The organism is Lentzea guizhouensis, from assembly GCF_001701025.1.
GTDB lineage: Bacteria > Actinomycetota > Actinomycetes > Mycobacteriales > Pseudonocardiaceae > Lentzea > Lentzea guizhouensis.
In genome coordinates, this window is record NZ_CP016793.1 from 5,429,969 (window position 1) to 5,450,250 (window position 20,282).

General features: G+C 69.4%; 20 protein-coding genes, 5 tRNA genes and 1 pseudogene. 20 read left to right on the top strand and 6 right to left on the bottom strand.

All coding sequences use genetic code 11. The features are described from left to right. Positions 1–141: 141 nt before the first annotated feature. The gene (locus tag BBK82_RS26680; RefSeq protein WP_065917472.1) at positions 142–402 is read right to left on the bottom strand and encodes a hypothetical protein; all 261 of its coding nucleotides are present in this window, start codon (positions 400–402) and stop codon (positions 142–144) included. Continuing rightward, positions 399–1,022 (bottom strand): RNA polymerase sigma factor, encoded by a 624-nt coding sequence (locus BBK82_RS26685; protein ID WP_237047586.1) that lies wholly within the window; start codon positions 1,020–1,022, stop codon positions 399–401. The genes BBK82_RS26680 and BBK82_RS26685 overlap by 4 nt, the downstream gene beginning before the upstream one ends. A 4-nt stretch (positions 1,023–1,026) precedes the next feature. On the opposite strand from BBK82_RS26685, the pseudogene BBK82_RS26690 reads away from it, so the two are divergent. From BBK82_RS26690 to BBK82_RS26740, 12 genes and pseudogenes are all read left to right on the top strand, one after another. Beyond that, a pseudogene (locus tag BBK82_RS26690) lies at positions 1,027–1,173 on the top strand (SsgA family sporulation/cell division regulator); the annotation flags it as partial. 105 nt (positions 1,174–1,278) lie between these two features. Then, a tRNA-Gly gene (locus tag BBK82_RS26695) sits at positions 1,279–1,351 on the top strand. A 40-nt stretch (positions 1,352–1,391) separates the two neighbouring features. Further along, positions 1,392–1,463, top strand: a tRNA-Cys gene (locus BBK82_RS26700). A 1-nt stretch (position 1,464) separates the two neighbouring features. Further along, positions 1,465–1,536 (top strand) — tRNA-Val (locus BBK82_RS26705). Between the two features lie 169 nt (positions 1,537–1,705). Then, a tRNA-Gly gene (locus BBK82_RS26710) sits at positions 1,706–1,778 on the top strand. Between the two features lies 1 nt (position 1,779). Continuing rightward, a tRNA-Val gene (locus BBK82_RS26715) sits at positions 1,780–1,851 on the top strand. A gap of 150 nt (positions 1,852–2,001) precedes the next feature. Further along, positions 2,002–2,595, top strand: a complete 594-nt coding sequence (locus BBK82_RS26720; protein ID WP_065917473.1) for a TIR domain-containing protein — start codon at positions 2,002–2,004, stop codon at positions 2,593–2,595. Beyond that, the gene (locus BBK82_RS26725; RefSeq protein ID WP_065917474.1) at positions 2,595–4,232 is read left to right on the top strand and encodes a tyrosine-protein kinase family protein; all 1,638 of its coding nucleotides are present in this window, start codon (positions 2,595–2,597) and stop codon (positions 4,230–4,232) included. The genes BBK82_RS26720 and BBK82_RS26725 overlap by 1 nt, the downstream gene beginning before the upstream one ends. Positions 4,233–4,243: 11 nt before the next feature. Continuing rightward, positions 4,244–4,852: a hypothetical protein gene (locus tag BBK82_RS26730; protein ID WP_065917475.1), complete on the top strand. Its 609-nt coding sequence runs from the start codon at positions 4,244–4,246 to the stop codon at positions 4,850–4,852. Next, on the top strand, positions 4,849–8,004 hold the full coding sequence (locus tag BBK82_RS26735) for a helicase HerA domain-containing protein (protein WP_065917476.1): 3,156 nt from the start codon (positions 4,849–4,851) through the stop codon (positions 8,002–8,004). The genes BBK82_RS26730 and BBK82_RS26735 overlap by 4 nt, the downstream gene beginning before the upstream one ends. 212 nt (positions 8,005–8,216) lie before the next feature. Next, entirely contained in the window at positions 8,217–8,387 is a 171-nt protein-coding gene (locus BBK82_RS50580; RefSeq protein WP_154697520.1) for a hypothetical protein, read from the top strand. Between the two features lie 112 nt (positions 8,388–8,499). Further along, on the top strand, positions 8,500–9,660 hold the full coding sequence (locus BBK82_RS26740; RefSeq protein WP_083268170.1) for a helix-turn-helix domain-containing protein: 1,161 nt from the start codon (positions 8,500–8,502) through the stop codon (positions 9,658–9,660). Here the strand turns inward: BBK82_RS26740 and BBK82_RS26745 are convergent. Beyond that, a complete protein-coding gene (locus tag BBK82_RS26745) occupies positions 9,651–12,566 on the bottom strand; it encodes an AfsR/SARP family transcriptional regulator (RefSeq protein WP_065917478.1) in 2,916 nt (971 codons plus the stop codon). The genes BBK82_RS26740 and BBK82_RS26745 overlap by 10 nt on opposite strands. 154 nt (positions 12,567–12,720) lie before the next feature. Between BBK82_RS26745 and BBK82_RS26750 the strand changes: the two genes are divergently transcribed. Both BBK82_RS26750 and BBK82_RS26755 read left to right on the top strand, forming a co-directional pair. Then, positions 12,721–13,281 carry a vWA domain-containing protein gene (locus tag BBK82_RS26750; protein ID WP_065917479.1) on the top strand — a complete coding sequence of 187 codons (561 nt, stop codon included), beginning with the start codon at positions 12,721–12,723 and terminating at the stop codon, positions 13,279–13,281. A gap of 74 nt (positions 13,282–13,355) precedes the next feature. Next, a complete protein-coding gene (locus BBK82_RS26755; RefSeq protein WP_065917480.1) occupies positions 13,356–14,327 on the top strand; it encodes a hypothetical protein in 972 nt (323 codons plus the stop codon). Here BBK82_RS26755 and BBK82_RS26760 read toward each other — a convergent pair. The 3 genes from BBK82_RS26760 to BBK82_RS26770 form a co-directional block, all read right to left on the bottom strand. After that, complete coding sequence (locus tag BBK82_RS26760; RefSeq protein ID WP_065917481.1) at positions 14,225–14,638, bottom strand: PPOX class F420-dependent oxidoreductase; 414 nt, start codon at positions 14,636–14,638, stop codon at positions 14,225–14,227. The two genes, BBK82_RS26755 and BBK82_RS26760, sit on opposite strands and share 103 nt — an antisense overlap. A gap of 39 nt (positions 14,639–14,677) precedes the next feature. Then, a complete protein-coding gene (locus tag BBK82_RS26765; RefSeq protein ID WP_065917482.1) occupies positions 14,678–15,199 on the bottom strand; it encodes a hypothetical protein in 522 nt (173 codons plus the stop codon). A gap of 61 nt (positions 15,200–15,260) precedes the next feature. Then, a complete protein-coding gene (locus BBK82_RS26770; RefSeq protein WP_065917483.1) occupies positions 15,261–15,761 on the bottom strand; it encodes an RICIN domain-containing protein in 501 nt (166 codons plus the stop codon). A 137-nt stretch (positions 15,762–15,898) separates the two neighbouring features. Here BBK82_RS26770 and BBK82_RS52360 point away from each other — a divergent pair, with 137 nt between their 5' ends. From BBK82_RS52360 to BBK82_RS26795, 6 genes are all read left to right on the top strand, one after another. Further along, the gene (locus BBK82_RS52360; protein WP_154697521.1) at positions 15,899–16,354 is read left to right on the top strand and encodes a hypothetical protein; all 456 of its coding nucleotides are present in this window, start codon (positions 15,899–15,901) and stop codon (positions 16,352–16,354) included. Continuing rightward, entirely contained in the window at positions 16,270–16,824 is a 555-nt protein-coding gene (locus tag BBK82_RS26775) for a winged helix-turn-helix domain-containing protein (RefSeq protein WP_154697522.1), read from the top strand. Before BBK82_RS52360 ends, BBK82_RS26775 begins: the two co-directional genes overlap by 85 nt. A gap of 52 nt (positions 16,825–16,876) precedes the next feature. Further along, complete coding sequence (locus BBK82_RS26780; RefSeq protein WP_065917485.1) at positions 16,877–17,362, top strand: HAD domain-containing protein; 486 nt, start codon at positions 16,877–16,879, stop codon at positions 17,360–17,362. A gap of 89 nt (positions 17,363–17,451) precedes the next feature. After that, complete coding sequence (locus BBK82_RS26785) at positions 17,452–18,573, top strand: ABC transporter substrate-binding protein (RefSeq protein ID WP_237047587.1); 1,122 nt, start codon at positions 17,452–17,454, stop codon at positions 18,571–18,573. Further along, entirely contained in the window at positions 18,570–19,490 is a 921-nt protein-coding gene (locus BBK82_RS26790; protein WP_237047588.1) for an ABC transporter permease, read from the top strand. The genes BBK82_RS26785 and BBK82_RS26790 overlap by 4 nt, the downstream gene beginning before the upstream one ends. Next, positions 19,487–20,278 carry an ABC transporter permease gene (locus BBK82_RS26795; protein WP_218920344.1) on the top strand — a complete coding sequence of 264 codons (792 nt, stop codon included), beginning with the start codon at positions 19,487–19,489 and terminating at the stop codon, positions 20,276–20,278. The genes BBK82_RS26790 and BBK82_RS26795 overlap by 4 nt, the downstream gene beginning before the upstream one ends. The last annotated feature ends 4 nt before the right edge of the window (positions 20,279–20,282 follow it).

Sequence of the window (20,282 nt, forward strand, 5' to 3'; positions counted from 1 at the left end):
CTCTTCGTCCGGTTCCAGGGAGTGCATCGCCCAGCCGACGGCGAGCTCCTCGTGAGCGCACTGCTGGCCGTTCACCGTTCACCCCTGTCGTCTCGCCCGTTTCGCCTGCCCACAAGTTCCCCAATGTGCCTCTTAGGCGTCTTATCGCGGCGAACGGTGCGCGATTTCACGGGGGGTGTGTTCGATCTGCTCCAGGAGCCTCGCGCGCAGGTGGGGTGGGGGTTGTTCCTGGCGGACGGCGCCGCCGATGCCCGCGAGGACCTCCTGGGTGGCCTGCACGGTGCTTTGGCACGTCGGGCAGGTCGGCACGTGGTCGCGCGCCAATGCCTCTTCGTCCGGTTCCAGGGAGTGCATCGCCCAGCCGACGGCGAGCTCCTCGTGAGCGCACTGCTGGCCGTTCACCGGTTCACCCCTGTCGTCTCGCCCGTTTCGCCTGCCCACAAGTTCCCCAATGTGCCTCTTAGGCGTCTTATCGCGGCGAACGTGCGCGATTTCACAGTCCCGAGTGGCACGCCCGTCAGTTTGGCCACCTCGCATTGCGTGTAGCCGCCGAGGTAGGCGAGGGCGATGACTTGGCGTTGCTCTTCCGGCAGTGTTCGAAGTGCCGCTCGGACCTCGGCGCCGACCACGCTCACCAACGCTTCGTGATCAGAACCCTCCGCCGGAGGAGGGGTCGTGTCGTCGGTGAGGGGAACAGTTCGGCGACGCTGGGTGTTCTCCTTACGGATGGCGTCGACGGCGCGGTGGTGCACCAAGGTCATCAACCAGGTGCCGAAACCGCCTCGGGCGGGGTCGAACCTGGCGGGGTGCCGCCACAGTGCGAGGAAGGCTTCCTGGACGACGTCCTCGGCCAGTTCCGGGTCCACGCAGATGCGCCTGGCCAGCGAGTACGCCGGAGTGCCGTACCTGTCGTACAGCGCGGCGAACGCCGACCGGTCGCCTTGTGCGAGCCTGTGCACGAGGTCGAAATCGGTCGGCCGGCCGTCGCGTGGCGCAACGGTTGGGCCGGGCGAGTCAGCCACCAGAGCCGGGCACGCCATGTTCGAGGCGTCCGCCCAGGAGCTCGCAGACTTCCTCGACCGGACCTACGACGTCGTCGTGCCCGGCAACGAGCACCTGTGGGTCAACGTCGATGAGGCGCTCACGCACCTGATCTCGAACGACCTGAGCTGAAAACCCGAGGTAGGGGGCCCGTGAAGGCGGTTCGGGTACCCCCGGTGAAACTCGGTTGAACGCCCGTTGTAAGGTTGTTTCAACATCACGAAGTCAGTGATGTACGCGGATGTAGCGCAGTTGGTAGCGCATCACCTTGCCAAGGTGAGGGTCGCGAGTTCGAGTCTCGTCATCCGCTCTGTGGGTCCACAGTGGTTCCATTGAGGACTCATGCTCCTGGCGGAGTGGCCGAGTGGCTTAGGCAAGGGCCTGCAAAGCCCTGTACACGGGTTCGATTCCCGTCTCCGCCTCGGACGATTAGCTCAGCGGGAGAGCACTACCTTGACACGGTAGGGGTCACTGGTTCAATCCCAGTATCGTCCACGCGATCGACGGCGGGTCAGGTGCACAGCGCACCTGGCCCGCTGCTGTTTCCGGCCTCGTGAACGGCGCCCGGCGGGCCCAAGATCAGCCGATTTGGAAGTTGCCGGGGCCGTCGGATAAAGTTCCTCTCGCGCCGAGGGAAACCCCACAAGGGAATCCTGAGGGGCACGCGGATGTAGCGCAGTTGGTAGCGCATCACCTTGCCAAGGTGAGGGTCGCGAGTTCGAGTCTCGTCATCCGCTCGGACGATTAGCTCAGCGGGAGAGCACTACCTTGACACGGTAGGGGTCACTGGTTCAATCCCAGTATCGTCCACTTGAGTGAGAAGCCCCCGGTCCACCAGGACCGGGGGCTTCTTGCTGTTCGCAGGATGCCCGTTTTATGTCCAGTTTGTGGACGGAACTGCGGGAACTGGCCGGTTTTTTGTCTTTTTTCGACGGTTGGCGGCATCTACTGTGATGCGCTGTGGCCGGCTACGAATATGATTTCTTCATCAGTTACAGCCGTACAGGTAGCGTGCAGAAATGGCTGATCAACCACTTCTACCACAAGCTCGTCGAGTACCTCGCTGACGAGTGTGCGCCGGCGCCCAAGGTCTACATGGACAGGGTGATGCCGCGGGCGGTCGACTGGTCGCACCACCTGGTCAACTCGTTGCACCGCAGCAAGATCATGATTCAGCTGATGACGCCGCACTACTTCGAGTCCGGCTGGTGCATGGCGGAGCTGGAGAGCATGCGGGCGCGGGAGGCCGTGCTGGGGCTGGCCACCGCCGACTTCCCGCAGGGGCTGGTCTACCCGATTCTCTATTCGGACTCGCACAAGTTCGCGGTCAAAGAACGCATGCGCTCTTGGCAGGACTTCAAGGACTACTCGTACACCGAGCCTGTTTATCAGGACGCGGTCGAGTACATCCATTTCTGCCGCCGAGTCAGGGAACTGGCCCGCGATCTCGTGGAGCTGGCTCAGCAGGTGCCGCCGTGGAGTCCGGACTGGCCGATCGTCGAGCGGCCCGAACCGGTGCTCATCCCTCCTCCGCCGTTACCGAGGTTCGAGTGATGACCGGAACTGTGATCACGTTCTACTCCTACAAAGGCGGCGTCGGGCGCAGCTTCACCATGGCCAACACGGCGGTTCTGCTCGCGCGGTGGGGATATCGCGTGCTCGCCGTCGACTGGGATCTGGAAGCGCCGGGGCTGCACCTCTACTTCGACCCCTACCTGCCGGAGAAACCGCGCAGCGGTGTGGTGGACATCGCACACGAGTTCCTGGCCGGGGTGAGGACGCCCGGTCCGCACGAGGTGCGGGTCGCGGTGGATGGGGTGCTCGACCTGATCGCGGCCGGGCGGACCGGGGAACGCAGGCTGGACGGCTCCTACTCGCGGCGGATGCAGGCCATCGACTGGGAGGACCTCTACCGGCGGGGGTTTGCGGCACACCTGGAGGCCTACCGGGAGGAGTGGACCGCCAAGTACGACTTCGTGCTGATCGACAGCCGGACCGGGGTGTCGGACATCGCCGGCATCTGCACGGCGCAGCTGCCCGACCGGCTCGTCGTGGTGTTCACGGCCAACGACCAGAACCTCAACGAGGTGGTCGACATCGTCGGGCTCGCCGACAAGGCGCGGGACCGGTTGCCCTACGACCGGCCGCGGCACCAGGTGCTGCCGGTGTTGTCCAGGCTGGACAACCGGGTCGAGTACGAACGGGCGGAGGGCTGGCAGAAGAAGTGCGCCGAGGTCGTCACGCCGCTGTTCGGCAACTGGTTGATCAAGGGTGTGACGCCGGAGCAGATGATGCGGCATCTGACGGTGCCCTACATCTCGTACTGGAGCTTCGGCGAGCTGTTGCCCGTGGTGGCGGAGCAGCCGCCGTCGTCGGACCAGATCTCGTTCGCGCTGGAGACGGTCGCCGCGGTGATCGCCCAGGAGTTCGACCGGACGGATCTGCTCGCGGACAACCGCGACGCCTACGTGGCCGCGGCACGGTCGCGGCGCCGGGAGTTCGACCTGGACCTGCTGGTGTCCAGTCCGCGGGCGTTGTGGCGGACGGCGACGGAGCTGATCACCGAGCTGAGCCTGCTGGGGGTGCGCGCGGAGCACTCGCTGTCGGGTGATCCGGGGATCCTCGACCAGACGAGTGATCCCGCCCAGCACCTCTGCCTGCTGGTCGACGGCCGGTTGAGCCGGTGGCAGCTGACCGAGGCGGAACGGTTCGCGCGCAGGGCGCTCGGGCCCGACGGGGCGGAGCGGCGGTTGTTCTGCCTGCTCACGCACGGCACAGTGCCGGAGCTGCTGCCGGGGTTCCTGCAGAACTTCCAGCACTCGGAGTTCGAGCCGGGAGTGCGTCCCGTGCGGGTGGCGAGAGAGCTGCGCGACGTGATCAAGGCGGTGCCGGCGACGGAGACCGAGCCGGACCAGGAGGTGCTCCAGGCCGTGGAGGCGGCGTTGCGGGCGGTACCGGAGCAGCTGCCATCCCTCGGGAGGCTCGCGCTGGTCACGGAGACCGTGCAGGGGATGGCCGCCGCCCTCGACGAAGGCGACATGGACATGTTGCGGGACCTGACGGCGGATCTGCTGCCGCTGAGCAAATCGCATCGCAAAGGAATCGTCGTGGTGGTTCCTGAACGGTTGCGGGCCGAGGTGAGCGGTCTGCTCGCCCGGATCGAGCGACGAGTCAACGCGTTCACCGACTGAAAGGCGGCGTGATGCCGGAGAAGTACGCACCCACCGCGAGGGCGGCGCTGCTGCAGCTCATGGTGGAGGGCCGGCCGGTTCCGAACGTGGAGCTGACCAGGGAGTTCAAGATCGAGCTCGGCCGGGACGACCGGGAGGCACTCAACAAGGCCGGTCTCCTGGAGACCACGGCCGAGGGCAGGCGGCTGGTCCACCGGATCACCGCCGAGGGCATCGCGTGGTGCGAGGCCGATCTCAGGGACGGAGAGGCGCCGAACCGGATGGGACCACTCGCACGGGTGCACGGTGTGGTGATCAGGATCCTCGCCCGCGTCCTGTGGAACCAGGGCACGCTCGCCGAGGCGTTCAGGTCGCGGGAGGAACTCGAGGACGTCATCCGGCGCGTGTACCTGGAGCTCGGGGACGGTTACCAGGACTGGGTGCGGCTCGCGAAGCTGCGGCCCCGGCTCGACGGCGCCGAACGCGAGGAGGTCGACGAGACGCTGCTGAGGATGGTCAAGGACGGCACCACGCACCTGGTCCCCGACTCGAACCGCAAGGTGCTGACCGAGGAGGACCACGCGGCGGCGATCCGGATCGGTGGCGAGGACAAGCACCTCGTGGCGATCGAGGAATCATGAGCGAGCACCTGCGCGAGGCGCTGGCGGTCGTGCGGTTCAACTCCGCCGAGACCCCGGACGACGTGTGGCACGCCTCGCCCTTCCACGTCGACGGCCTGCACGTCAGGGCGGAGCACCGGTTGCGGGCCGGCATCGCGGATGCCAGGGCCAGCATCGGGCCGAGCATCGGTGGCCTGGTGCTGCAGGGCGAGAAGGGCGTGGGGAAGACGCACCTGCTCGGCTCGGTGCGGCGCATGGTCCAGCAGGAGGGCGGCTACTTCTTCCTCGTCGAGGTCACGTCGGGCAAGGCGTTCTGGGACGACATCGCCGACGCCATGCGCAGTGAGCTCCGCAGGACGGACGACGAGGGTGACCTCCAGCTCACGGTCCTGTTGCGGCAGCTGTGCATGGGCGCGGACGTGGCCGAGGACGTCGCGCGAGCCGTTGTGGGGCAGTCACTCCTCACACCGGAGAACCTTCATGCGTTCCTGAGTGGACTGCGCACTGTGGACAGTCGCATCGCGGTGGAGTGCGGTGACACGATCCGGGCGCTGGTGCTGTACGCGTCGGAGTACGCCGAGGTCGGCCGGTCCTACCTGAGGGGCGCGGACGACACCGGGGACGAGCGCCGGCGGTGGGGGCTGCCCGCCCAGTCGAAACCGTCGCGCGAGCTGGTGCGGGACATCTCCAGGGTGCTCGCGATGACCGGTCCGTGCGTGATCGCCGTCGACCAGCTGGACACGCTGGTCAACAAGGGCCAGGACCGCACCGGCGAGCGGGTGACGAACACCGAGCTCGTGCAGGAGATCGCGGACATCTCCGACGGCCTGATGCAGCTGCGCGAGACCACCCGGCGGACGATCACCGTGGTGGCGTGCCTGCCCAACACCTGGCGGATGCTGAAGTCGATCGCGAGCGACACCGTCGAGGACCGGTTCACCACCACGCCGATCCTCGCCTCCATCGCCAATCCCGTGCTGGGCAGGAGGTTGCTGGAGAAGTGGCTCGGGGTCATCTACCAGCGCAACGGGATCACGCCGCCGCACCCGACGTGGCCGGTGGCGCCCAGTGCGTTCGACGCGACCAACTGGGCCAGCCGCACGCCTCGCCAGCTGCTCAAACGGGTGCACGCGCACGCGGAGGCCTGTCTGTACGGGGAGATCAGGGAGCTGGGCTCGTTCGACGAGGCGCTGCCGGCCGAGACGCCCGCGGCCGTGGTGCCGGAGCAGGACTACCTCGCCGAGTTCGACGCCAGGTTCGCGCGGTTGCGGGAACAGGCGCAGCTCGCCGCCGCGGACGTCCGGCCGCACAACGAGGACGAGCTGATGCCACCCCTGTTGCTGGCCGGGCTCAAGTCCTGGATCACCGAGGTCGGCAACGACGACCTCAAGTGGCACCCAGAGCCGCAGTCGGAGGACGCCAGGCTGCACGCCGGACTGCGCCTCACGGTGAACGAGGAGCTGGACACCCAGGAACGCTGGGCGCTCGTGTTCATCGCGAGCAGCCACGGCAACCGGGTGCTGCGCAAGCTGCGTGACGCTCGTGCGGCGGCGGAGGGCACACACGGCGGGCAGGGCAGGCACCTGGTCATCATCCGCAACGGCGCCAAGGGCTGGACCGGCGCGAAGACGCGGCTGGAGCTCGCGGCACTGGAGCAGGCCGGCGGGCGGTGCGTCGACATCAGCGACGACGACCTGCGCACGTTCAGCGCGCTCAGGGAGATCAGCGCGGTGCAGACCCACCAGCTGCTGTCCTGGCTGGTGGCGCGCAAACCGGCGAGCGGCGCCACGTTCCTGCGCTCGATCCTGCCGGAGCAGGAGCGGACCGCGGCCTCGCACCAGGAGACGCGGCCACCGCCGGTGACCGTGCACAGCGAGATCGTGCACAGCGAGATCGTGCACAGCGAGATCGTGCACAGCGAGATCGTGCACAGCGAGATCCAGCCTGGAGAAATCGGGCCCGGCGAGATCGTGCTCGGCATGGACGGGGAGATCCGGATCGAGCTGGAGTCGTTGCGCAAGCACGCCATCGTGTTCGCGGGCTCGGGCAGCGGGAAGACGGTCCTGCTGCGGCGGATCGTCGAGGAGTGTGCGTTGCGCGGGGTGCCGGCGATCGTGCTGGACCCCAACAACGACCTGGCGCGGCTGGGGGACGCGTGGCCGGAGCCGCCGGGGGAGTGGCGGGCCGGGGACGCGGAGAAGGCGGCCGAGTACCTGGCGCACACCGAGGTCGTGGTGTGGACGCCGGGGCGGGCGGGTGGGCGGCCGTTGAGCTTCCACCCGTTGCCGGACTTCGCGGAGGTGCGGGCGGATCCGGACGAGTTCGCCGCGGCTGTGGAGGCGGCGGTGGCGCGGTTGGTGCCGCACGCGCGGGTGGCCAACGAGTCGCGGTTCGCGGTGCGTGGGCGTGCGGTGCTCAGGGAGGTGTTGACGTACTACGCGCGCAAGGATCGGCGTGACCTCAACGGGTTTGTGGAGGTGCTGGCCGAGTTGCCGGACGGGGTGAGCAAGCTCAGCTCCGCGTCGGCGACGGCGGTGGAGCTCGCGGAGACGCTCAGGGCCGCGATGGTGAACGACCCGTTGCTCGGCGGGCAGGGTGAGCCGACGGATCCGGGGGTGTTGCTCACGCCGTCGGACGGCAAGCGCGCGCGGGTGTCGGTGATCAGCTTCGTCGGGTTGCCGTCGGAGGAGCAGCGGCAGGGGTTCATCAGCCAGCTGCAGCTGGAGGTGTTCGCCTGGGCCAAGCGCAACCCGGCGGTGGACCGGCCGCTGGGCGCGTTGATGGTGATGGACGAGGCGCAGACCATCGCGCCGTCGGGGGCGTGGACGGCGAGCACGCAGAGCACGATCCTGCTGGCCTCGCAGGCGCGGAAGTACGGGCTCGGGCTGCTGCTGGCCACCCAGGCGCCCAAGGGCGTGCACAACCAGGTGACCGGCAACGCGACCACGCAGTTCTTCGGCCGGCTCAACAGTCCCGCGCAGATCGCGGCGGCGACGGAGATGGCGCGGGCCAAGGGGAGCACGGTCGCGGACATCTCGCGGCTGGAACGGGGGCGGTTCTACGTCACCGGTGACACGTTCGGGTTCCGGCGGATGCGTGCGCCGCTGTGCCTGAGCCACCACCCGCCGAGCCCGTTGCGGCTCGAGGAGGTCGTCGAGCGAGCCCGGCGGTAGCAGCAGCACGAAGAGGCGGTGCCCTGGAACCAGGGCACCGCCTCTTCGTGTGCGTGGACGAGAAGTGGAAAGGATGTGGAGAGCGTTGCCCGCTGTGCTGGGCAACGGGAAACACCTGGTTGTGCGCTTTTCGGTGATGGATTCTCGAAGTAGCCCGAAATCGAACGGGCGAAATCCAGAAATCAACTGCGATTTCCTTCGGAGGATTCGTCATGTCCAAAACCCTGTCCACTCTCGGTGCGGCCGTCGCCGCTCTCGTGACCGCGCTCAGCTTCGCCGCCGCCGTTTCCGGGCCCGCGGCCACGGCCGACGGCACCCCGCCGCCGCCCACCACGACCACCACGGACGCGCCCAACGGCGGCGGCAACCCGTGGCACGACTGACCTGATCGCGAATGCGCCCCGGCCGGCCGCGGCTATTGCGCGGAAGGCCGGGGCATTGCGGTGCAACCACTCCGGGTGCTGTACTCGGGGAACGTCCGGGCGGGAGGCAGCCGTGGCTGAGAATTTCGGTGAGATGTTGCGCGAGAGGCGTCTCGCGGCGGGATTGTCGATGGGTCAGCTGGCAAAGCTCGTGCACTACAGCAAGGGATATCTCAGCAAGATCGAGAACGGCCTCAAACCGCCGAACACGGCGTTCGCCCGGCTTTGTGACACCGTGCTGGAGGCGGGTGGCGCGCTCATCGGAGCGGCGAACGCGCCGGCACCCACGCGGCGGCAGGTGCTGGTGGCGGGGACGATGCTCGGCGTCGGTGCCCTGACCGGCACGGCGGCCGTGCCGGAGCTGCTGGTGCGCGGGCGCGACCGGTTCGAGCACCTGCAGGGGCTGGGGCTCGCGATGAGCCCGAACGCGGTCCTGGAGCCGTTGAAGGACCTGCAGTGCAAGGTCGGCGCGATCGCACGCGCGGACGGCAGCAAGGCGTTGTTGCGGCTGGCCGCGCGGATCGCCGAGTACACCGGCTGGATGAGCCAGGAGGCCGGTGACGAGCAGAACGCCCTGTGGTGGACGAGGCACGCGGCGGAGCTGTCCCGTGCGGCCGGGGACCCCGAGATCGCTTGCTACGCCTACGTCCGCGAGGCGGGGCTCGCGCTCTACCGGCAGGAGGCGGCCGACACGATCAACCTCGCCCAGCAGGCGCAGTGGATCGGACGGGCCGGAGCGCGCACACTCGCGCTGGCGGCGAGGCGTGAGGCGCAGGGGCATGCGTTGGCAGGAGACCGCTATGCCACCGAACGCGCTTTCGAGCGAGCGGCCGAACTGATGCGGGACGCACCACGGGACGACGGCGCGTACCCGATGCTCGGGTCGACGGTGCCGGACCCGCTGGAGCTCGCGCGCGGCTGGTCGTTGTGCGACCTCGGGCTCAACGCCGAGGCCGCGGAGCTGCTGGACCGGCAGATCGCCCGGATCCCGGCGCACTCGAAGCGGTCGAGGGCCCGGTTCGGGGCCCGGCGGTCACTCGCGCACGCGTTGGCCGGTGAGGTCGACGAGAGCTGCCGCACGCTGACCGCCGCGCTGGCCGACGCCGAGCAGGTGGACTCGGCGACGATCAGGACCGACCTGAGCCGGCTCGCCAGGACGCTCGGGCGCTGGCACGACCACGACGCGGTGCACGAGGTGTACCCGCACCTCAAGCGGGTGCTGGTTCACCGCTGACCGCAGGCGCACGTCAGCTCCGCGCGCTCGGCCCGCACCTGCGCCGCCTCGGGCTGGTCAAGTGCTGCGTACACCTCCTCCGCGAGGTTCCAGTGCGGCACGGCCTCCCGGTGCCGGCCCAGGGCGTGCAGTGCGCGGGCGATGCCCGCCTCCGCGTGCGAGCGGTGCGTGCTGTTGCCGGTGGTGGCGGCGACGTCCAGTGAGCACTGGAAGAGCTGCAGCGCCTTCGCGTGGTCCCGGCCGTCGCGGGCCACCAGCCCGCGGTCGCGGAACAGGCGGGCGCGCAGGTCCGCGTCGTCGAGGCCGGTGGCGACCACCTCGGCGAGCCCGTGGTGGCGCACGGCCTCGGTGAGCCTGCCCGCGAGCCGGTGCGCGTCGGCGATGTTGGTCAACGCGTAGGCGGCCAGCGCGGAGTCGCCGAGCTCGGTGGCGATCTCGTGCGCTTCGAGGTGCTCGGGGATGGCGTCGTCGAGCTCGCCGAGGTGCTGGCGGATCGCGCCGAGGTTGTTCAACGCGTGCGCGAGCCCGCGCTGGTTGCCGATCGTCCGGTTGATGCGCACCGCCGCTTCCTGTTGCCGCAGCGCGGTGTCGTACTCGTGGTGCTGCTCGTGGAGGTAACCGAGCTGGCTGAGCACGTGTGCCTGGCCGCGCATGTCGCCGCACTGCTCGTACTTCTCCAGCGCCGTCTCGAACTGCGCCATCGCCTTCTCGTGGTCACCGAGCTGCATGGTGCAGATGGCCATGGCGCCGAGCGTCGCGGCCTCGCCCCACACCTCGCCGAGGCCGGTCCACAACGGCAGCGCCGTCGTGGCCAGCTCCAGCGCGTCGGCGTGGTGGCCCAGCCGGTCGTGCGTGGTGGCGAGCCGCAGCAGCACGTGGGCCTGGCCGTAGCGGTCGGAGTCCACCGCCTGCCGGGCGAGCTCCGTGGCGTCGATCCAGTCGCGGAACCGGTTCGCCGACGCGAACCGCCGCCAGACCAGCACGGCCACCCGCCACGCGTGGCCAGCCAGTCCGTTGCGGCTCGCGTAGTGGACCGCCGCCACCAGGTTGTCGCGCTCGGTGCTCACCCACTTCAGCGCGCTCTCCTGGTCCTCGAACGACAGCGCGCGCGGGCTCGTCCGGTCGACCGAGGGCTGACCGGCGCTGTCGAACGGGTACGCCGTGCCCACCGCGGCGGCGAGCGTGACGCGGTAGAAGTCGAGCAGCCGCAGCAGCGCCTCCCGCCCGGCCTCCGGTGGATCCGCCGAGGCGAACTCCTTGAGCGCGTCGAGCATCTGGTAGCGGTCCGGCGCGACCTCCTCCAGCAGGCAGACCTCGTGCAGCTCGTCGAGCAGCGCGCGGGTGACAGCGATGTCGCGGCCCAGCAACGCGGCGGCACCCCTCAGGTCGACGTCCGGGCCCGGCAGCTGGCCGAAGAGCCGGAAGGTCTCCTGCTGGGCCGCGTCGAGCTGGCGGAACGACGCGCGGATCGCCGCGGTGCCGTCCTCCTGCCACGCCCCGCTCTCGTCGATCAGGCCGAGCAGGTGGTCGAGCGACCACCGGTCGTGCCTGCGGAACAGCGCCGCCGCGATGTTGATCGGCATCGGCAGGTAACCGCAACGCTTGACCAGGCCGGCGACGTCGGCGGACCGGCCGTGCACGCGGAACGGGTCGGTGAGCGCGGTGAACAACGAGAACGCGTCGTCCGGCGGCAACGGGGCCAGCCGGACGTGCGCGGAGATGTCCGGCTCGCCCATGTGCCTGCTGGTGACGACCGCGAAGCAGCCCTCCGCCTCCGGCAGCAACGGCCGCACCTGGTCGGGTGAGACAGCGTTGTCGAGCACCACCAACGTCTTCGTGCCGTACAGCTGCGTTTGGTAGAGCGTCGTCTTGCGGCTCACGGTGTCCGGGATCTGCTCCGGCGGCACGCCGAGCTCGGTCAGCAGCTGGGTGAGCGCGTCGGAGATCGACGTCGGGGCCACGTTCGGCGTGAACCCGTTGAGCCGCACCAGCAGCTGGCCGTCCGGGAACCGCCGCTTGAGCCGGTGCGCGGCCTCGACGGCGAGCCCGGTCTTGCCGACGCCGGGCGCCCCGCTGACCCACACCGCGCGCCGCTCGCCCGTGCCCGCCGCCGCCTTCGCGACGGCCGCCAGCTCGGCGGCACGACCGGTGAACCGGCCTGGGCGGGACGGCAGCGAGCTGACCGGCTCGCCGCGCCGCGCCCGTTCGGCGAGGTTGCGCAGCAGCGGTCCCGGCTCGAACCCGGCCTGTGCCAGCGCCTCACCGGCCGCCTCGAACACCTTGATCGCACCGACCTGGTCCCCGCCCGCGATCAGCGCGCGCATCAGCAGCTCGGCGTACTTCTGGTGGTCCGGCCTGGTCCGCACCGCGCGGCGCATCCGGTCACGCGCCGAGCGGTGGTCGCCGACCAGCAGCTCCAGCTCCGCCAGGTCGCCGAGCGCGTCGTGGTAGCCCTCGTCGGAGAAGACCACGTCGACGCCGCCGACCCGGTCGATGTCGATGTCCTCGATGAACCCGCCGCGCCACAACGCCACGGCCTCCCGCAGCAGGTCGACGGCCCGGCGCTGCTCGTTCTCGTGCACCGCCCGCGCGGCCTGCTCGCGCAGCCGGTCGAACCGCACGGTGTCGATCTTGCCCTCGTCGATCCGGAGCACGTACCCGGTCGGCGTCGTCTCGATCACCACGTCGCCGGCCCTGGCCAGTTCGAAGGCCTTGCGCAGACCCTTGATGTACCCGCGGACCAGGTTCTTGCGCTCGGGCTGGTCGGGCCAGACGATCTCGGTGATCCGCTCCGGGGTCATCGGCTTGTTCGCGTTCAGCAGCAGGACCACGAGGACATAGCGCTGCTGGAGGTCCCCCAGTGGTACCGAGGCGTCGCCGTGCCACGCCTCCAGCGGACCCAGCATCCGGAATTCCACTCCGCCTCCCTCGGCCAGCTTCACGTCTGGCAGGGATGTCGCACAAGGAGCCGATTGTGTGTCGCGAATCAGCATTCTTTCCACTTTCGGTCTACACCGGAGCGGAAGGCTCGGGTCACGTGTCGTGACTTGGGGGAGACGCATGGTGCCCGCAGTGCTGCCGTGTTATGTGGTGTGCGACGTGTCGTTCTCGATGATCGACCACCTCGACGAGGTGAACGCCGGACTGCGCGAGTTCCGCGGCGCTGTGCACGCGGAACGCCTGGCCATCACCCAGGTGCGCGTGTGCGTGGTGGCTTTCGCGCAACGCCCGCGAGTGGTGCAGCCGCTGCGCCCGGCGATAGAGGGTGTGGAGATCATTCGGCCTCGCCAGGAATCCGGGACGGACTTCGGTGCGGCGTTCACCCTCATGCGCACCACGATCGACCGTGATGTGAAAGTGTTGAAAGCGCAACATTTCCGCGTCCGGCGCCCCGTGTTGTTCTTCATCTCCGACGGAAGAGCGACCGACGCCGTCTGGGACACCGCGTTGTCCGGCCTCACGACCTCGGACAACTGCCCGGAGATGATCGTTTTCGGGGTCGGCGCCGTCGACCTGCCGGCGTTGGACCGCATCGGCGTCTCCCGCGTCTTCCTCGCCCGCGACGGCGTCCGATTGGGTATCGCGCTGGCCGCGTCGGTGCTGCGTCCAGAACACGACTGATCAATCCACGGCGTGTCCACTTCCCGTCCACGCCCCCGTCGCAGGCTGCGCCGCACACGAAGGGGAGGGCGACGGTGACTACGCACAAGAACCTGGTCCGCGAGCTGAAGAGGGTGCGCAAGGGACGCGGCGTGCACGCGGGGGCGATCGACGAGAAGATCGGGCCGACGCTGCGCGCGGCCTGCGGCATCACCCGGTCCGACGGGCCGCTGGCCGCGCGGCAGAAGCTGATCACCCGGCTGACCGAGCTCGTCGAGCAGCTGCCGGACGACCTGCAGGTGGCGGCACGGGCGGCGTTCGCGCTGACCCCGGAGACCCGCCTGCCGCTCTACCAGGACCGGGTGCTGTGGGTGGCGGCGGTGGTCGACCGCGACGCGCGCACGGTCCGCCGCCGGGTCGACGAGGCCGTGGACCAGCTCGCCGAGCTGGCCGCCACCACCACCCGCCGCGACACCGGCGGCTGGCACCTCACCGACCTGCACGTGTCGGTGACGCTCGACCACGGCCGGCCGGAGGTCGTGGAACGCCACCGGCTCGTGGTCGACGCCGACCACGTCGACGAGGTGGAGTTCACGGCGCTGTTCGCCGTGCCGCGGCGCGACGTCAAGCTGCTCTTCGGCGGCTCGTTGCAGGACCACGGCATCGTCACGCACGAGCGGCCCGGCTTCACGCTCGTGCCGGCCGAGCCGTTGCCGCGCGGGGAGACGTTCGAGTTCGCGGTGCGCTACCAGTTCGACCGCGACGCGTTGCCGCCCGAGCTGCTGCACGTGCCGGAACGCCCGTGCGAGCAGTTCGACCTGCGGGTGCGCTTCGGCCCCGACCACAAGCCGCAGGTGCAGCGGTTCGAGGGCGCCTACCGCCGCGACCCGGCCGGGCTGCCGTTCCCGGTGGACCGCGCGGGCGAGGTGCACCTGCGGTTCCGGCGGCTGCTGCCCGGCCTGCTCTACGGCGTGCGCTGGGAACGGCGCGGCTCGTACCAGGCCGACCCGGCGGGCTCACCCGCCATGTTCCACGCCCACGACGCGGTCGGTGTGATCCGGCAGTAGAGGCCGGGCCCGACCAGCCCGACGCGGTCCACCGGGTCCTCGGCGGTGCCGTAGACGCGGATCGCGCGGGCGATGAACGGGTCGAGCGACACCAGGTCGTCGACCACCAGCGACACCTTGCGGCGTCCGGCGGCGATGTTGCGGAACTTGCGCGTCCGCAGCACCTGCTCGCCGACGCCGCCCACCCAGAAGTACGTGCCGTCGAACTCGAACGACAGGGGCACGACGTCGGGCTGGCCGTCCTCGTCGAGCGTGGCCAGCCTGGCGAGCGGCTGGGAGCGCAGGTAGGCGATCTCTTCGTCGGTGAACATGCCTCCCATACGAACAGAAGTCGGCCGTTTCGACAGGTTCTAGGCGGCGGGCGGCCAACCGGGCGGTGGGTTCGCGAGGTAGACCTGGTGCGGCTGCTGCTTCCGGCGCCGCGAGCGGCGGACCAGCACCACGACCAGGACGACCGCACCGGTGACGAGCAGCAGGAACACCCCCGCGGCCACCGCCAGCCACGTCAAGATCGTGCGGTCCGTCGCGGCGTCGTCGTCAGGCTTCACGGTGACGTGCCGGTCGCCGAACGCCTGCTGCAGCTGCTCGGCGCTGTAGACCTCGCTGGTCCCGTTGAGCGTGACCGTCAGCTGGTCGACGTGCTGCGGGTAGGAGTTCCAGACGGCCTCGGCGAGCTGCTCGGTCGTCTTCTCCTGGTCGGAGGAGCTCGCGCTGACCTCGAAGCGGTCGGTGCCGTTGTTGGTGCCGTGGAAGGTCGAGACGTTCGTGTAGCCCGCGTCGGCGAGCCGGGTGTGCACGGTGGTCTGGTCGCTGAGCGCGCCGCAGCCCGCCAGAGCGAGGCACACCAGCAGGAGCAGACCGAGACGTCTCATGCCTGCGAGGCTAGGGCGGAGGGCCGCTTCCCGTCCGGGAAACGGCCCTCCTCGGTCCGGTTCAGATCGACTGCAGGTTCCAGCGCTGGTTGAGCGCGGGGTTGTCCAAGCATTCCCACATCTGCACGCGGGCCCCGTTGTTCGTGCCACCGCCGAACGTGTCGACGTCGAGGCACAGCTGGTTGAGCAGCGACACGACCTCGTAGTGGCCGGCGCCGTCGAAGCGGAACGTCCACTGCTGGTGCGCGCCGGTCCCGCAGGCGAACTCGATGACGTCGGCGCCGATGTTCGGGTTGGCGCCGCGGATGTCGAGGCACTTGTTGGTGGAGACGTTCCTGATCCGGTAGTTCGTGTTCGGCAGCGGGTCCAGCACGAAGATCTGGTTCTGCTGCGTGAAGCTCCCGCACGTCGACTGCACGGCGGTGGTGCCGCCGCTGACCTGCAGGCACTTCAGCGTGTGCTGGACCTTGAGCTGGAAGAAGATCGTGCCGGCCGAGGCCGACGTCGCGAAGCCGGTGCAGAGCGCGACGACGGTGGCGAGCAAGAAGGCGATCCTGCGCAATTCGGTTTCTCCCCTTGGTGTTGACGGACAACACAGAGGTTGTCGTGGTTCTTGTCGTGGGGCACGGACCTTCCGGCAGGGCGGAAAGTCGGAAAAGCGCGGGACAGGAGCGGTGTCTTCGTGTTGCACTCGCGCGCGTGCTGAGGATTCGCTTCACGGCCGCCGACCTGCTGCGCACGCGGTTCCTGCCCGCGCCGGCGCCGCTGGTGGAGCTGTCGCTGGCGGCCGGCGCGCTGTGCGGCACCGGCCACGGCCTGCTGGCCCGTGGGTGGACCGCGCCGGGCGTTGCCGCGCGAGGCGTTGCCGTTGCTGGAACTGGTGTCCGACGCGGGCGCGGTCGAGTACCTGTGGCGCTGGACGACGACTTCGACGCGGCCGTGGACCGGGTGCTGTCGTCGCCCGCGCGGTACGTGCGCGAGTCGCTGGACGCGGTGGGCGGGCGGGGTCTGCGTGGACGCGGGCGCTGGCCGCGGGGGACCGCGGGGCGCAGCTGGTGCTGGAGCGGGCGTTGCGCAGCGCGTGGCCGGTGCTGGAGTCCGAGCGGATGCGGGCGACGTGGCACACGGATGTCGCGCACCGCAAGGAGGTCATGACGGCCGGCGGGGTGGGGGCCGCGCTGGCGGGCGTGTTCCCGCGGGCGTCGTGGCAGGGGGACACGCTGGAGGTCCGCTCGCCGCTGGACCTGACGATCGACCTGCAGGGCGACGGCGTGGTGCTGCTGCCCACGGCGTTCCGCCTCGGGTCGGCGATGATCGGCAGCGCGATGCCGGGCGAACCGCGCGTGGTCGTCTACCCGGCGCACGTGCCGATGCCGCTGCTGGAGGACAGCTCACGCACGCCCGCGTTGACGCCGTTGCTCGGGAGGACGCGGACGGCGGTGCTGCGGACGATCAGGCGGAACCCGTCCAGCACGACGAGCCAGGTGGCGGCGCTGGTGGGGATCTCGCCGGGGCGGGCGAGCGAGCACGCCGGGGTGTTGCGGGACGCCGGGTTGATCACGAGTCATCGGCACCGGAACACGGTGAGGCACGTGCCGACGACGCTGGGGCTGGAGATCGGGTGAGCTGGGACCGGCCCCACGGGGGCTTTGCGGCGCGCGTGGTTCGGTCGGTCTCGTGAAGCCCCTGGTCCTCATCGACGTCGACGGCCCCCTCAACCCCTGGGCCGCCCACCCCAAGCCGCCGAACTACCAGCCGTTCGACATCAAGGTCGGCTGGTGGCGCAAGCTCCGCATCCACCTCGATCCCGGCCACGGCCCCCAGCTGAGACAGCTCGCCGAGGAGTTCGGCGCCGAGCTCGCGTGGGCCACCACCTGGTCCCACCGCGCGAACACCGAGATCGGGCCTCGCCTCGGCCTGCCGAACCTCAAGGTGGTCGAGTTCGCGGAGCAGGGCTGGAAGTACCCGGCGGTCGCGCGTTACGCGTGGGAACGGCCGCTCGTGTGGTTCGACGACGACTTCGGGCTGCACCGGGAGAAGAACCGGGAATTCGTCCACAAGCGACGGCATCTGACCACCGCTCTCATCCACGTCGACCCCGCCACGGGGATCACCGCGGAGCACTTGGCCGAAGCGCGGAAAGCATTCAGTCGCAACCCGTAGTGCGCCAAGAATTCACCCTTGGAGTCGAGAAGGTCTCAACCGGCGCGCCTGGCTTGACAACGAAAGCACCCCGCGCGAATCCTCCGCTCGTGCTGAAGCGAGGGAACGTCACCACGAAGATGATGGGTGTCGGCGCGTTGGTGCTGGCGATGGCCGCTTGTGGCGCCCCGCCCGCCAAGGAGACGCCGGCCGGTGCCGCCGGGACCGCGAAGTCCGCGAGCGAGCTCGGTGGCATGGACAAGCTGGTCGAGGCGGCCAAGAAGGAGGGCAAGCTCAACGTCATCGCGCTGCCCCCGGACTGGGCGAACTACGGGAAGGTCATCGAGGCGTTCAAGGCCAAGTACGGCATCGAGGTCAAGTCGGACCAGCCGGACGCCTCCAGCCAGGAGGAGATCAACGCCGCCAAGCAGCTCAAGGGCACCGACCGCGCGCCCGACGTGTTCGACCTCGGGCTGAACGTGGCGCTGGCCAACAAGGACCTGTTCGCGCCCTACAAGGTCAGCACCTGGGACGACATCCCCGCCGAGCTCAAGGACGCGGACGGCGCGTACTACGGCGACTACGGCGGCTTCATGTCGATCGGCTACGACGCCGCGAAGGTGCCGGCGCCGACGTCCGTGAAGGACCTGCTCAAGCCCGAGTACAAGGGCAAGGTCGCGCTCAACGGCAACCCGACGCAGGCCGGTGCCGCGTTCTCCGGTGTCGTGATGGCCGCGCTGGGCAACGGTGGTTCCGCCGACGACATCGCCCCCGGTGTCGAGTTCTTCAAGCAGCTCAAGGCCGCCGGCAACTTCCAGCCGGTCGACCCGTCGCCCGCGACGATCGAGTCCGGCCAGACGCCCGTCGTCATCGACTGGGACTACACGAACGCCGCCCAGACCGACAAGCTCAAGGGCAAGCTGGACTGGAAGGTCGTCGTGCCCGCCGAGGCGCAGATCGGCGGCTACTACAACCAGGCCATCAGCAAGGACGCGCCGCACCCCGCTGCCGCGCGCCTGTGGCAGGAGTTCCTCTACTCCGACGAGGGCCAGAACCTGTACCTGCAGGGCCTCGCCCGCCCGGTGCGCCTCGACAAGATGGGTGACAAGGCGGACAAGGCGGCGAAGGACAAGCTGCCGAAGACCGACGGCAAGCAGGTGTTCCAGACGCAGGCGCAGGCCGACAAGGCCAAGGCCGTTCTCACGGCGACGTGGGCGCAGGCCATCGGATGACGAGTGTCGCTCCCGTAGCGACGACGCCCGGCGGTTCCACCAAGATCAGAGGTGGGGCCGCCGGTCGGCCGTCTGCGGCCGCGTGGCTCGTCGCGGTGCCGTTCCTCGCGTTCGCCGGCACCTTCCTCGTCTACCCCACGGTGCTCGTCCTGGTCGGCGCCTTCCAGGACTCCGACGGCGCGTTCACGCTCGAGAACATCACCACGCTGTTCACCGGTGTCGTCTTCGACGCCTTCCTGCTCAGCATCGAGCTGTCCGCGCTCACGGCGCTCATCGGCGCGGTCTTCGGGGCGCTGCTCACGTGGGCGATCGCGGTCGGCAACCCCGACGGGATGCTGCGCCGGACCGTCGTCGCGGGCAGCGGTGTGCTCGCGCAGTTCGGTGGCGTGCCGCTGGCGTTCGCGTTCCTCGCGACGGTCGGCTTCGAAGGCCTGGTCACGAAGTTCCTGCGGGACAACGCCGGCATCGACCTGTTCGCCGGCAGCGCGTGGCTGTTCGAGCTGCCCGGACTGACGCTCGTCTACACGTTCTTCCAGATCCCGCTGATGGTGATCGTGTTCCTGCCCGCGCTGGACGGCCTGCGCCCGCAGTGGCGCGAAGCCAACGCGAGCCTCGGCGGCACGAGCTGGACCTACTGGCGGCACGTCGGCGGCCCGATCCTCACGCCGCCGTTCCTCGGCGCGCTGCTGCTGTTGTTCGCCAACGCCTTCAGCGCCTACGCCACGGCCGCCGCGCTCGTCTCGCAGGGCAGCCCGATCGTGCCGTTGCAGATCCGCGGATTCCTCACCGGCGAGGTCGTGCTCGGCCAGGAGAACCTGGGCAAGGCGCTCGGTCTGGGCATGGTCGTCGTGGTCACCATCGCGATGGGCGTGAACGTCCTGCTGCAGAAGAGGGTGGCCAAGTGGGTTCGCCGGTGAAGCAACGCGTCCTGCGCACGATCATCCTGCTGGTCCTGGGCGTCTACTTCGTCCTGCCGCTGGTCGCGATGGCGGAGTTCTCCACGCGTGGCGTCGGCGGCAGCCGCAGCCTGGACTCGTGGACGTCCATCGTCGAGGACGAAGGCCTGATGGCGGCCCTCGCCAACTCCCTGCTGCTGTCGGTCACGTCCGCGGTGCTGATGCTGGTGCTGCTCGTGCCGACGATGGCGTGGATCCGGTTGCGGCTGCCCCAGCTGCAGCGGCTCGTGGAGTTCCTCTGCCTGCTGCCCCTGGCGATCCCCGCGATCGTGCTGGTGGTCGGCATGGCGCCGCTCTACGCGTGGGTGAACTACTTCCTCGGCGACTCGGCGCTGACGCTCACGTTCGCGTACACGGTCCTGGTGCTGCCGTTCGCCTACCGCGCGATCGACGCCGGGCTGAGCGCCATCGACCTGAAGACGCTCGCGGAGGCCGCGCGCAGCCTGGGCGCGTCGTGGTTGACGGTGCTGTGGAAGGTCGTGGTGCCGAACATCCGGGTCGCGCTCATCGGCGCGTCGCTGTTGTCCGTCGCGTTGGTGCTCGGTGAGTTCACCATCGCGTCGCTGCTCAACTTCGACACGCTGCAGGTGCAGGTCAACCTGCTCGGCAAGCGCAACGCGGGTGTGTCCATCGCGGTGTCGTTGCTCTGCCTGATCTTCGCGTTCGTCCTTCTGTTCGCACTCTCGTATGTCGGTCAGCGGCGCCGTCAGACCGTTGCCGAAGAAGAAACGTTGCAGGGGAGTAGCTGAAAAC

Bases quoted from the DNA above. Each gene is read 5' to 3' on its own strand.
- BBK82_RS26725 (WP_065917474.1), top strand. From the start codon at position 2,595: ATGACCGGAACTGTGATCACGTTCTACTCCTACAAAGGCGGCGTCGGG.
- BBK82_RS26730 (WP_065917475.1), top strand. From the start codon at position 4,244: ATGCCGGAGAAGTACGCACCCACCGCGAGGGCGGCGCTGCTGCAGCTC.
- BBK82_RS26735 (WP_065917476.1), top strand. From the start codon at position 4,849: ATGAGCGAGCACCTGCGCGAGGCGCTGGCGGTCGTGCGGTTCAACTCC.
- BBK82_RS50580 (WP_154697520.1), top strand. From the start codon at position 8,217: ATGTCCAAAACCCTGTCCACTCTCGGTGCGGCCGTCGCCGCTCTCGTG.
- BBK82_RS26745 (WP_065917478.1), bottom strand. From the start codon at position 12,566: ATGCTGGGTCCGCTGGAGGCGTGGCACGGCGACGCCTCGGTACCACTG.
- BBK82_RS26750 (WP_065917479.1), top strand. From the start codon at position 12,721: ATGGTGCCCGCAGTGCTGCCGTGTTATGTGGTGTGCGACGTGTCGTTC.
- BBK82_RS26760 (WP_065917481.1), bottom strand. From the start codon at position 14,638: ATGTTCACCGACGAAGAGATCGCCTACCTGCGCTCCCAGCCGCTCGCC.
- BBK82_RS26765 (WP_065917482.1), bottom strand. From the start codon at position 15,199: ATGAGACGTCTCGGTCTGCTCCTGCTGGTGTGCCTCGCTCTGGCGGGC.
- BBK82_RS26790 (WP_237047588.1), top strand. From the start codon at position 18,570: ATGACGAGTGTCGCTCCCGTAGCGACGACGCCCGGCGGTTCCACCAAG.